The sequence below is a fragment of the Micromonospora sp. NPDC048999 genome (genome assembly GCF_040649295.1).
Taxonomy (GTDB): domain Bacteria; phylum Actinomycetota; class Actinomycetes; order Mycobacteriales; family Micromonosporaceae; genus Micromonospora.
In genome coordinates, this window is record NZ_JBEZFI010000016.1 from 42,240 (window position 1) to 53,986 (window position 11,747).

Genomic DNA, 11,747 nt, shown 5'->3' on the forward strand with positions numbered 1-11,747 from the left:
TGATGCTTGGTGACCTTTTAAAGGATCAGTTTCCAGGGGCCGGCCGGCCCGACGAACGGCTGGAGCGGGCTGGCCGCGATCACGGCGAGGGAATGACGGGGAGATACCAGCGGCGGCCGGTCGGCGGAGCGGGGCGGCCCGGACGGCGACGTGCAGCGCGGGGATGAGGGCGAGTAGCCGTGCGGTGAGCAGCGGGCCGTGGAGCACGATTCCGAGGACGCGACCGCGGCACGCAGGGGCCCCGGCCCACCAGGCGGAGGCGACGGCTGCGGCTGCGACTGCCAGGGGCTGCTGCAGGCCGCACGGTACGTCGAAGTTATCGACGGCCGATTCCGCAGAGGCATGACCCCTGGCCTGAGGATCAAATTGGATGGCTCGCCTCCCGGCCGTAGCCGGGGAGTTTCAACTGGCTGGCGGCGCGGCCTCCAGGCGAGGACGAGCTGCACAGCTTGGTCAGGGCGTCGAATTGGGCGCAGTGCTCCATCACCTCGTAATCGGTGGTGGTGAGCGAGCCATAGCCGTCGAGGAAGCTGTCGCGTAGGTCGGGGCGGTGGGGCCAGATGCGGGTGGCGAGGCGTACGAGGTCGCGGGCGGGGAGGTCGTAGCGGCTGTGTTCGAAGTCGATCAGGCGTACGACGCCTTCGTTGTAGATCATGTTTCGGGGCATGAAGTCCAGGTGGCAGGGCCGGGCCGGTACGGGAGCGAGGTCGCGTAGGGCCTGCATGTGGGCGCGTATTTCGCTTCGGCGGTTGCCCGTGATCTGGTCTCCGGCGCGGTGGATCCAGTACTCGGCGCGTTCGGCGAGCCAGGCGGTCCAGTCTGGTTCGAAGCGGGGCGGTCCGGCCGCGTGCAGGGTTGCGAGTAGCCGTCCTGACTGCCGGTACGCGTCCTGCTCGGTCTCAGGGTCGAGCTGACGCTGAGTGAGCGGAACTCCGGGCACAGCGGTCACCACGATGGCGGGTGGGTCGTCGGTTGCGGCGAGCAGCCGGGGTGCTCTGTCGCCGAGCGCCGGGATCCAGGTGCGGTAGGCGTGGACTTCCTGGGTGTGGCGTTCCGGGCTGCGGTGCGCTTTGACGATGACTTCACCGTGGTCGCTCGTTGAGGCGCGTAGTGCGCGGGTGCCGGCGTGGCCGGGATGCCAGGCGACGGGTACCGCGTCGGTGTCGAGGAGGCGTTGGCAGAGCCTCAGGAGAAGGTCGAGGTCGGTCACCGCGGGTTCCCGAGGTGTCGGGTGTCGTTGTGGGTGACGAGCTGCCAGATGGTGCGGCCGAAGCGGTTGGTTGGCTTCTGCCAGCGGTTAAGCGAGGCGTGGTCGGTGACGAAGCCGAGCCGGAGGCGGGTGCTCTGGGTAAGGCCGAGTAGCAGGGTGTGGGCTGCCTCGACGGTTTCGCCGTGGGCGGCGATGAGGACTCGCTCGCCGTCGTGTCTGGCGAGGATCTTCTGGAGGGCGGTCGTTGCCCGGTTGAGATATTGGTTCCAGGTTTCGGAGCCGTGGGCGTAAGGGCGGTCGGGAGCGTGCTGGGGCGGTCCCTGGAAGGCTGTCTTGACGTCCACCCATGGCTGGCCGTCGGCGTCGCCATGGTCGGGGCCGCGGAGTTGCGGTTCGATGGTGGCGGGCAGGTGCAGGGCTCGCGCGATGATCTCGGCGGTCTGCATCACGCGGAGCCGTGGGGTGGCGTAGTAGGCGGTGTATGGCCGGTGTGAGTGCTCGTTGGCCAGGCGGGCGGCGAGTTGTGCGGCCTGATCGCGGCCGAGGTTGGTGAGTCCGGTGCAGCCGCGTTCGCCGCCGACGATGCCGGCGACGTTGCAGGCGGCTTCGCCGTGGCGGGCGATGACGAGTTCGGTCGGGACCATTCGAGGGTCTCCTTGGCGGTTGGTCAGCTTGGCGGGAACGGATCGGGCCAGGGCCGGACAGTGGGCCACGGGTGCCGGTAGCCGTTGCGGCCGAGGTAGCGGAGTGTCAGCAGGTGGTGCAGCTCGGCGAATTGGTGCAGATCAGCGGGGCGACACTGCTGGGGTGCCACTGCGGTCTGGTAGGCGTCAACGCAGCGGGCGAGGGTCTGTTCGTCGAGGCGGCCGTAGGTCATGGCGGCAGTGACGAGCAGTCCGGCGAGGTCGTAGCCGAAGGGGGCGAGGGTCAGGTCGTCGAAGTCGACGACGGCGACGTCTTCCCCGTCCACGAGGTAGTTCCGGACGTTCGGGTCCTTGTAGAAGGCTGCTGGCAGGCCGGGACGGTCGAGTAGGGCATCGAGTGCCGCCGCGTCGATGCCCGCGATGGCGGCAGCGCGGTGCAACGCCGCGCGGCGTGGGTCGGCGAAGTCCGGGATCACCAGTCCGATCGTCGTGGTGTGGGGTTGCTGGAGGCGCGCAGCATGCAAGTCGCGGTCGTGTGCGGCGGCGTGCAGGCGGCCGAGCGCCGCTGCTATCCGAGGCAGGTCAGTGACCGCCGGTGTATGCCCCGGCAGTCGCTCGAAGATCAGACGCTGGGCGTCGCTCGTCAGTAGGCGCGGGAGGCGGACACCGGCGTTCAGGCTGGTGAGCCAGGCGTGGTGGGCGGCAGCGGCGGCGCAGCGTGCCGGATCGTCGTACCGCTTGACGAAGATTCCGCCGCTCATGCCGGCACCGCTGTGCTGCAGCTGACGGTGGACTGGGCGGTGCAGGATGGTTCGGCGTCAGAAAAAGTGGTGGTTGTCGACCCGTCCGCTGCGCTCAGGCTAGGGGCTGGTGTTCGCGGCGTACGCGGGTGACGAGCTGGTTGGCTTGTCGCCGGCTGGTGAGGGCGATCAGTCGAGCGTGTGGTCCGTGCTCGCGGAGGAGGTTTTGTACTCGTGGTCGCATGCTTCGCCGGTATCCAAGGATGTAGCGGACGAAGTTCCAGGTGATGCGGTCGTAGACGCCGTCCTGGTGGTGTTGTCCGCCTCGGTAGCGCCAGCGTCGCTGGGCGATGCCCCACAGGCAGGTGGCGGCGGGTAGGTCGAGGAAGATGACGGTGTCCGCGGCGGCCAGCCGGATGGGCAGGGTGCTGGCGTAGTTGCCTTCGATGATCCACCGTTCGCCGGCGACGAGTTTCTCCTGCTGGGCGACGAACTCGTCCTGCGGCAACGGCCGCCACTGCTCGTCGTAGTAGACGGCGTCGAGGTGGGTCAGCGGTGCGTCGAGGATCCGGGCCAGCTGCCGGGCGACGGTGGATTTGCCGCTGCCGCCGCAGCCGACGATGGCGATCCTGTCCATGGCTCTCCAGGGTACGGGTCCGGTGGCGTCGCGCCGAGGCGACACGGTGAGTCATGAGGCCAGCGTTTCCGGGTGACGCAGGAGGCGATCGAGCACGTCCAGCTGGGTGGAGAGCCGGAACGGGTTGAGGTGTCGTAGGCATTCGGCGATCAGCCGGGCGTGCTCGCCGGTGCCGGCGATCTCGGCGAGCCGGCCGACGCGGTGCCGGACGTCGGTGGCATTGCGGACGATCAGGAAAGGCGGTACGAACGCGGCGCCACCTCGGACATCGGCGGGGAGAAGCGGCGCGCAGCCGGCGAGGACGGCTTCGAAGATCCGCTGGGTCATCTGCCCGGCGGCGGCGTAGCGGGCGGGCAGCAGCAGGACGGTGGCGAGGGCCTCAGCGTAAATCTCGGCGACGCGAGGAAAGGGGACCCGGCCGACGAAGCGCAGGTCAGGCCAGCGTGCGGTGTCGGTCCACTTGCCGGCCACCAGGTGGGGTAGTCGGACGGCGGCGGGCGCGAAGTAGGTGTCAAAGGCGTCGTCGCGGTCGTACTGGTTGCCGACGTAGACCAGCGGGATGGGGCGGGGCAAGGCCGCCAGAGCATCGGGATCGGTGGCGTCGATGGCCGTATCGGCGACCGGGAACAGCAGCGGCACCGCGCCGGGATTCGGGCAGAGCGCTGGTTCGCAGACGGTGACGTTGCGGGTGCGGCGGAGTGGGTCCGTGGCGGGGAGTTGGCGGTCTTTGTCCCACAGGATGGTTGGGGTGCCGAGCCGGTGGGTGTAGTGGGCGAGCAGCTCTGCCTGGCGGTGCAGGTCGCAGGTGTGCCCGGGCCGGCCGCATGGCGTGGTGCTGCGGCCGGGGATGGGCCAGCGCCATTCGAGGAACAGGGCGTCGATGTCGGGTAGTCGCGCGTCCCAGCGGTAGTGGCCGGTAAGGTCGTCCCCTGCCTCACACAGGTCGCGGTTGGGTTGCAGGAAGACGACGTCGTAGCCGGCCGCGCAGAGTCCGTCGACCAGGGTCCGGCGGTGGCTGCGGCCTCCGTCCGGGGTATCGGTGACGCCGGCCCCGAGGAACCCCCAGAAGCTGTAGCCGACTCTCACTTCGTCACCCACCAGTCTTCGATGAGCAGCGCGTCGAGACCGGATTCGACGAGACAGTCCAGGGCCATGTCGGGCGTGCCGCAGATGGGCTTGCCCTTGATGTTCAACGACGTGTTGATCAGGACGGGGTGTCCGGTGATCTCACCGAAGGCGGCGAGGACGTCGGCGAGGAAGGGGTGCTGTTCGCGGGTGACGGTCTGGACCCGGGCGGTGCCATTGACGTGCACGATCGCCGGTAGCTGGTCGCGGGTCAGGTCGGTTACCGGAGCGGCGAGCGACATGAACGGCGAGAGTTGACGCAGTCGGACGTAGTCGGCGGCCTTGTCGGCGAGGACGACCGGGGCGAACGGCCGGAACGGTTCGCGGAACTTGACGGTGGCGTTGAGTCGTTCGACCACCCCGGCGTTCAGGGGCGAGGCGAGGATCGACCGGTGGCCCAGGGCCCGCGGTCCGGCCTCCAGCGCGCCGGCGAACAGTCCGACGATCTCGCCCTCGGCCAGACGCCGAGCCAGGTGCTGTGCGGGTTCGGCCGGACGGCTCGCGTGGAGCCCGGGTCGGGGTGTGGCTGGCAGCGTCAGGCCAGGGTAGGCGGGTCCGAGGTAGCAGCGGTGGTCGATGCCGGTGGGCGGGAGGCCGGTCGCGTCCAGCCAGGCTACGGCGGCGGCGCCGATCGCGGTGCCGGAGTCACCGGGGGCGGGCGGTACGTGTACCTCGTCGACGATGCCGGCCTGGGCGATGAGGCCGGCGGCAACGCAGTTCATCGCGACCCCGCCGCCCAGGCAGAGCAGCCCGGATCCGGTCAGCTGGCGGGCGCGGGCGGCAAGATGCAGCATCACCTGCTCGGTGCGTTCCTGCAGGGCGGCGGCGAGGTCGGCGTGTACGGGCTCGACCGGCGCTGTCGGCGGTCGGGGCGGGCAGGTCGCGTCGGCGAACGCGGGCGTGACTCGGCCGTAGCGGCTGGAGAGCACTCGCAGGGCGAGCAGCGTCGGATCGAGGGTGAACCCGTCGTTGGTGAGCCGGATCGCCCGGGACATCAGGTCTCGGAAGCGGGCTGGGTCGCCGAGGGCGGCGAGGGCCATCACCGTCCCCTCCTCGTCGCTGCGTCGCCAGCCGAGGTGTTCGGTGATGGCCCCGTAGGCATATCCGAGGGAAGCCGGGTCGTTGATCGCGTGCCGCAGGTCAAGGGTGAGCCGCGAGTCGCCCCGCCGGGCGTACCAGGTGGTGGTGGTTTGCAGCTCACCGAGGCTGTCGACGGTCAGGACCGCAGCATCGTCCACACCGGAGGCGAGGAACGCGTACAGTGCGTGGGCACGGTGGTGCTGCACGGGCTGAAGGCGGGCTCGCGGGTACCGTTGGGACAGGTCCCGCATCCGGGACTGGTAGCGACGGTGGACCGTGGTGAAGCTACGAGCTCTGGCGAGAGCCCGGGTGCGGCTGGCCGGCTGCCGCAGGTGGGCGGGCAACTGGCCCAGCGCCGACAGGTAGCGGCGCCCGTCGAAGTTATATGCCACCGTGGTCACGTCCTGCGGCGACAGGCCGGCCTCGCCGAGCAGCCAGGCGACGCCATGCTCCGGGTACGCCTTGCTGTGTTTGACGCCGTCGAGCCGTTCCTCCTCGACGAAGCCGACCATCTGGCCGTCGACCAGCAGCGCTGCCGCCGAGTCATGCGTGTACGCGCATAGCCCGAGCACCACGCTGGCGGTCATGACGGGTCCCCAGGTGTGAGCGCCGCCGGGGTGAGGTGCTCGTACCAGGTGGTGAGGGCGGCGCCGAGTGGGCCGGGCGTGTCATGGGCGAGCTTGCGGGCCTCGTCCCGCTCGCCGGCCTTCCAGGCTCGGTAACCGGCCAGCACGCGCCCGAACACGCTCCATGGGGTGCCATCCGGCAGGCCGCTGTCGCCGGAGATGACCTGCGTGAGGACGGCATCCAGGCTGGGCCAGGCCACGGAAATCGGCGGCATCTCCGCGACCTCGGGCTGGTACTGGAGGCATTCGGCGGCGGCAGCAGCATTTTCGGCGTACAGGTGCAGCGAGTCGACGTGGTGGTGGTACTCGCCGACCTCGACCCCGAGCCACCCGGCCATCAACTCGTGTAGGAGGGTGGTGGCGAAGATGTCGTACGGGAAGCCGAGCCAGACATCCTGACTTCGCATGCTGGTGTGCATCACGAGACGGCCCTGCCGGATGAAGAACCGGTACCCGAGCGTGCACGGCACGTCCCGGTAGCCGCGGTGGTCACGAGACGGGTCGTAGATCTGGATGACGGCCTGCCGCGAATCCCGGTCGGACGACAGCTTCCGCACAACCGCGTCGAGCTGGTCGACGCTGCCGCCCCATCGGCGGATCCTCGGCCCGTACGCGCCCTGCAGCACGCCGTCGTCGGCGTATCGGCGCAGATTGGCGTTGAAGTCGAAGATCCACGGGTCGTCGGAGCCGGACAGGATCCACAGCGCCTCCGCGACGGCGAACGCCGGGTTGATCACGCGGGCGGGCGGGACGGCGACCAGCCGCCGCCGCGGGTTCGTCAGGCACAGGTGCGCGCCCACGACCTCGGTGGTCGCCATGTCCCGGGGGCAAACCGCTTGGCCGTTGAGCAGCACCGCCTGGCAGGCGGCGATGAACAACTCGCTCGCGGTGTCCGCAGTTAAGACGATCATGTGAGTCTTCCTTTGAGTCAGGAGGTGAAGGCGGCGAGCCGATCGCGGGAAAGGTTGACCAGCCAGGCGGACTGGCGTGCCATGCCCTCGTGTAGGCCGACGGTGGGCCAGAAGCCGAGCAGCCGGCCCGCGCGGGTCAGGTCGGCCGACGTCGAGGGGACGTCCCCGGGCTGGGCGTCCGCTACCTGGACCGGGATGTGCCGGCCCGTGACCTTGGACGCCTCGTCGATCGCGCCGCGCATGGAGACGCTCGACCCGCCGCCGACGTTGACCACGGCGTAGCGGGCATCCGCGTGCGCGGCGGCGAGCGTTGCGGCGACGACGTCGCCGACGTAGGTGAACTCCCGCCGCTGGCTGCCGTCGCCGAAGATCGTGATCGGGAAGCCGGTGTAGGCGGCGAACAACAGCCGGCCGATGGCCATGTCCGGCCGCTGCCGCGGCCCGTACACGGTGAAGTAGCGCAGCGCCACGACGGTGAGCTGGCTGTCCGGCCGTCGGGAATGGGCCAGGCACAGATGCTCGGCAGCGAGCTTGCTCACCCCGTACGGCGAGACCGGGCAGGTCGGGTCAGCTTCACGGCTGGGCCGGTTCGCCGGGCCGTAGACGCTGGACGAGGAGGCGTAGACCAGCCGCCGCACGCCCGACCGAGCGCAGGCGTCGAGCAGCCGGTGGGTGCCGAGCACGTTGGCCTGGGCGTAGTCGACGAACTCAGCGCCCCACGACGGACGGACTCCCGGCCGGGCGGCCAGGTGAAAAACGGTGTCGCAGCCGTCCACGGCGTCGTCGAGCTGGTCGGTGGACAGGTCCCGGCACAGCGGAGTGAACAGCGGATTCCCGACCGCCGCCGCCAGGTTCTCATCGGCGATGGCGTGCTCACCGAGCCGGCGGCGGTCCACGCCGACCACCTCCACACCCCGGGAGAGAAGCGCGTCGACCAGATGTGAGCCGATGAACCCGGCAGCGCCGGTCACCAGCACCCGGGCCATCATCGCTGCCCGCCAACGCCGGTCCGCTGCGCGAACACCCGCTGCCACGCGTGCGTGAGGAGGGGCGGGTCGGACGGCAGCACGGTCGCCTGGCCGGTAGCCACCCGCGCCGAGGCGGAAGCCAAGGGGCATGGCGTGCCCGTGTTGCTGGCGAGAGCGTGCCGCGAAACGTACACGGTCATGACGCCACCGCTCGCCGAACCTGGCCCCTCGGCTGCCAGTCCTGGTGGACCCGCCGGGATCCCGGCGGGTCCACCAGCGCGAGGCGGCGACTGGGAGCACCCCGCCGGTCACACGCCCGCGCAGCCCCGATGGCGGTACGCGGACGAGGAGTCAACCTCACGAACACGCATCCGGCCGCTGCCACAGTCGGCCGGGCAAACTCCCTGGCCGCCTTGTCAGACTCGATGAATCTGTCCACCATGAATCCCCTGGCGTCGATGACAATGGGTCGGTGAGCTGGCCCGCCGCTCAGCAGCGGTCTTCGATGCTCGTCAACAGCGAACCGTCCACAGGGGCCGGGCGGTACCGTCCACTGCCCGTCCGCTGGCGACCAGGTAATGACGGGCCGTAGCGGAAATGACTAGCGTGACCCTCGTCGACAGACAACGCGGGAGGTGCTCAGATGGCCGGACGGCGCTATCCCCCCAACCGGCGGCTAGCGTGGGAGAGACTCCAGCGGGGCTGGTCGTACGAGGAGGTCGCCGAGCGCATCCGCGCGGAGATGAGCCACGCCGGAGAGACCGACACCGGGCTCAACGCCAACACGGTGCGGCGATGGGAGACCGGCGAACGATGGCCGGACCCGCGCTACCGCAAGCACCTGGTGGCCATCTTCGACAAGCCAGCCAGCCAGCTCGGCCTCCTCACCCCCGACGAGCTGGCCATGTGCCCGCAGGCGGAAACACTGCACGAGTTCAGGAGGTTGTGGGACATGCTCACCGGAGACGAGAACGAAGGCGGTTGGGACCGGGCAGCCGTCCTGCGCGCACTGTTCGGCGCCAGCATGCTGCCCCTGGTCGCTCCGCTGCTGTCACTGGACCCGCAGCCGGCGCACGCCGACACGAAGACCATCGACCCGGACGCCTACACCGAAATCGTCCGCTGCCAGCGGGCGCTGTACTGGACCAGCCCGGCCCGGCCGCTCTACGAGGCCGCGTACGCCCACACGCAGCTCGGCACCGGGCTCGTCCGCGCGGCGAGCGGCGCCAGCCGCGTCGCACTCGCCACCGCCCTCGCCGAATCCGCGCTCCTCACCGCCCGGCTGGCGTTCTTCGACCTCAACCAACCCGCCATCGCCCAGCGCTGCTACGACGTCGCCCTCGCCGCCACCCGGGAAGCCGGAGACCACGCCCTGGCCACCGCCGTCCTCGGCCACATGGCCTTCATCCCCGCCTTCAGCCACGACCCCTCCGCCGCCCGCCCCCTGATCGACGCGGCGCTCCAGCACACCTGGCACGGCGTCAGCGCGGCCGTCCGCTCCTGGCTACACTGCGTCGCCTCGGAAGTCGAAGCCCGTGCTGGCGCCGGAGCTGCCAGTCGCCACCAGATCGACCTCGCCGCAACCGCGATCGAGGCCAACCCCACCCCGCCGGAATGGCTCGACTTCTACGACGCCGGCCGACTGCACTCCTTCGCCGGCTACGCGGCCCTCGCGGCCGACGACCACCCCGAGGCCGCCAGACAGCTCACCACGGCCTTGGCCGGCCTGAGCGCCACCGCGGCCAAGCAGCGCAGCGTTATCCTCGCCGACCTCGCCACCGCACACAGCGGCGACGGCGACCACGCCGCCGACTACCTCAACCAAGCGATGGACGCCCTGCACAACGACTGGTACGGCACCGGCCTGGAGCGGGTCAGGGCCGTCCGGCCCGTACTCGGCGACAGCCGGCAGGGCAGGCAGCTCGACGAACGGATCGCCGCCCTCGCCGCCAGCCGAGCCGCCCTACCCGGCAGCTAAACCGCCGACTCGTTGTGCTTGCGCACCAACTCGGGCAGCTCAGCCAGCGAGTCGAGCCGGAACAGACACCGCTCGCTAACGGCCTTGTCGTCGAGGATGTGCCCCCACGGGCCGCGCCGCACCAGCGCGGTCGCGATCCCGGCCTCCTGCGCGGGCCGGATGTCATTGTCCAACCGGTCCCCGACGTACAGCACCTGATCGGCTGGGCAGCCCGCCTCCGCCACAACGCGGTCGAAGAACGCCGCCGACGGCTTCTCCACGCCCCAACCGTCCGACGTGCCGATCACGTCCACCGGCAGGTCCAGAGCGCGCAGGATCGTCTCGGCCCGTGCGGTCTGGTTACCGGCCAGGCCAACCTGCACGCCCAACTCGCGCAGCGCAGCCAGGCACTGCCGGGCATCCGGGTACAGGTCCGCCTCGGAGAAGTGCTCCGGCTGACCGGCAGCAGCACGGCGCTCCCGCTCCTCGGCCAGGTCGAACCCGGGCCGGAAGACCTGGAACGTCTCCCGGTAATCCAGGCCGCGAGCGATCACCGCCCCGAAGACCGCCGAGAAGGTGTGCCGGGGTACGCCCAGCCAGTCCGCCCAGGTCCCGTACTCCCGGGACTCGTCGACGATCGTCTCGCCCACATCGAAGAACACGCTCGCGATCACCCTGCGATTGTGCCCTTCTTGCCCAAAGTGATCAACACTATGGCGGCAGCCCGCTGCGAATTTAGGCGGTGCAGGTTGAGGCGGCTGCGCTTACATCGGTGCCGCCCCGGGTGCCGGTTCGATTGCCGGCGTCCGTTCCTCACCTCGGAGCCCGACAACCACGCTCTGCGCCTGTCCCAGGAGGCGCCGGACGGATGGACCGGGCAGGCACTGGAAGGCACTCCGGACCGCAGGAGGGCACTCAGTAGCACCAGAAAGAACCAACGACAAGGTCCGCGACCAATTCGTTACGCGATATTGGGTTGACTGAATCGGTGTTGCCGGGGCGTACTGTTTGTACGTTCCCGCACCGCCGCCTGGCGCGGTCGGCCATCGATGCGGGCAGGCACTCCCAGTCCTGGGGTGCCTGCTCTTGTTCGTGCCGACATGTCGGAGGCGTCGAAAGATGGGAGGCCCACACATGAAGGATCGCCTGTCGGCGAGTTGAGCCGCCGCACCACACCACGGGAGCGACGTAGGCGCTCGCCTGTTCGTTGAGCCACCAGTGCGGCAGGCCGAGTTCGTCGGCGACGGCTCGCGCCTCGTCGAGCACGACCCCGTGCGGCTGGAACACGGCATCGATGTCACGGGTCGCCCGTCGTGCGTCGTAGGCCAGAGCCATGGCGGCGCCACCGAAGATGTACAGGTCTGCGACCACGCCTCGCCTGGCCAGCCGGTCCCCGAGCCGACGGAACGCGTCCTCGATCGCGGCACGGTCCAACAGCGGATCATCGAGACTCACGCGACGTTCAACTCCTGCGCCGACACGTATACGCCACGACGACGGAACGCCGCCGGCGCGTGCACCACCGCGTCAACCCGGGCGGCGCGGGTGTTGAAGGGAAACCAGAAACGCCGCAGCGACCGCGTCTCGACCCACGACGGCGCACCGCGCCCGTCCTTGGCCGCCAAATGCTCCGCCAATGCTGCGAGGAATACGTCCCAGTGCTCGTCCCCGGTAGGCGATGGTTCCAGTTCCAGCAGACCAACGCGCACCTCGGACGGTTCCCATCGGTACTCCTCCAGGAACTCCGCCACCAGCCGCCACCGTCGCGTCTCGTCAGCTCCGACGAGCAGGGCACCCAGGCGCGCCACCGTCAGTGGCTCATACCTCGCAGCACGCTTCCCCATGCCCC

Annotated in this window: 13 protein-coding genes; 1 reads left to right on the top strand and 12 read right to left on the bottom strand. The window is 69.9% G+C overall.

Features of this window, described 5'->3' with window-relative positions; genetic code table 11:
• Positions 1–361: 361 nt before the first annotated feature.
• The 9 genes from AB0C02_RS18460 to amcA form a co-directional block, all read right to left on the bottom strand.
• The gene (locus tag AB0C02_RS18460) at positions 362–1,210 is read right to left on the bottom strand and encodes an aminoglycoside phosphotransferase family protein (RefSeq protein WP_357549437.1); all 849 of its coding nucleotides are present in this window, start codon (positions 1,208–1,210) and stop codon (positions 362–364) included.
• Positions 1,207–1,854: a histidine phosphatase family protein gene (locus tag AB0C02_RS18465; RefSeq protein ID WP_357549438.1), complete on the bottom strand. Its 648-nt coding sequence runs from the start codon at positions 1,852–1,854 to the stop codon at positions 1,207–1,209. Before AB0C02_RS18465 ends, AB0C02_RS18460 begins: the two co-directional genes overlap by 4 nt.
• A gap of 23 nt (positions 1,855–1,877) precedes the next feature.
• Entirely contained in the window at positions 1,878–2,615 is a 738-nt protein-coding gene (locus tag AB0C02_RS18470) for a phosphotransferase (protein ID WP_357549439.1), read from the bottom strand.
• A gap of 94 nt (positions 2,616–2,709) precedes the next feature.
• Positions 2,710–3,231, bottom strand: coding sequence for a topology modulation protein (locus tag AB0C02_RS18475; protein ID WP_357549440.1), 522 nt, complete (start codon positions 3,229–3,231; stop codon positions 2,710–2,712).
• A 51-nt stretch (positions 3,232–3,282) separates the two neighbouring features.
• Positions 3,283–4,329, bottom strand: coding sequence for a hypothetical protein (locus AB0C02_RS18480; protein ID WP_357549443.1), 1,047 nt, complete (start codon positions 4,327–4,329; stop codon positions 3,283–3,285).
• Positions 4,314–6,023: a carbamoyltransferase C-terminal domain-containing protein gene (locus tag AB0C02_RS18485; RefSeq protein WP_357549445.1), complete on the bottom strand. Its 1,710-nt coding sequence runs from the start codon at positions 6,021–6,023 to the stop codon at positions 4,314–4,316. Before AB0C02_RS18485 ends, AB0C02_RS18480 begins: the two co-directional genes overlap by 16 nt.
• Complete coding sequence (locus AB0C02_RS18490) at positions 6,020–6,973, bottom strand: thymidylate synthase (protein WP_357549447.1); 954 nt, start codon at positions 6,971–6,973, stop codon at positions 6,020–6,022. The genes AB0C02_RS18485 and AB0C02_RS18490 overlap by 4 nt, the downstream gene beginning before the upstream one ends.
• 17 nt (positions 6,974–6,990) lie before the next feature.
• On the bottom strand, positions 6,991–7,959 hold the full coding sequence (locus AB0C02_RS18495) for an NAD-dependent epimerase/dehydratase family protein (RefSeq protein ID WP_357549449.1): 969 nt from the start codon (positions 7,957–7,959) through the stop codon (positions 6,991–6,993).
• Positions 7,959–8,141 carry a multiple cyclophane-containing RiPP AmcA gene (gene amcA / locus AB0C02_RS18500; RefSeq protein WP_357549451.1) on the bottom strand — a complete coding sequence of 61 codons (183 nt, stop codon included), beginning with the start codon at positions 8,139–8,141 and terminating at the stop codon, positions 7,959–7,961. Before amcA ends, AB0C02_RS18495 begins: the two co-directional genes overlap by 1 nt.
• Before the next feature lie 443 nt (positions 8,142–8,584).
• Between amcA and AB0C02_RS18505 the strand changes: the two genes are divergently transcribed.
• Complete coding sequence (locus AB0C02_RS18505) at positions 8,585–9,919, top strand: helix-turn-helix transcriptional regulator (protein ID WP_357549453.1); 1,335 nt, start codon at positions 8,585–8,587, stop codon at positions 9,917–9,919.
• Here AB0C02_RS18505 and AB0C02_RS18510 read toward each other — a convergent pair.
• From AB0C02_RS18510 to AB0C02_RS18520, 3 genes are all read right to left on the bottom strand, one after another.
• Positions 9,916–10,572 carry an HAD family hydrolase gene (locus AB0C02_RS18510; protein WP_357549454.1) on the bottom strand — a complete coding sequence of 219 codons (657 nt, stop codon included), beginning with the start codon at positions 10,570–10,572 and terminating at the stop codon, positions 9,916–9,918. The two genes, AB0C02_RS18505 and AB0C02_RS18510, sit on opposite strands and share 4 nt — an antisense overlap.
• A gap of 241 nt (positions 10,573–10,813) precedes the next feature.
• Positions 10,814–11,353: a hypothetical protein gene (locus AB0C02_RS18515; RefSeq protein WP_357549455.1), complete on the bottom strand. Its 540-nt coding sequence runs from the start codon at positions 11,351–11,353 to the stop codon at positions 10,814–10,816.
• Positions 11,350–11,742 (bottom strand): hypothetical protein, encoded by a 393-nt coding sequence (locus tag AB0C02_RS18520; protein WP_357549458.1) that lies wholly within the window; start codon positions 11,740–11,742, stop codon positions 11,350–11,352. Before AB0C02_RS18520 ends, AB0C02_RS18515 begins: the two co-directional genes overlap by 4 nt.
• Between the last annotated feature and the right edge of the window lie 5 nt (positions 11,743–11,747).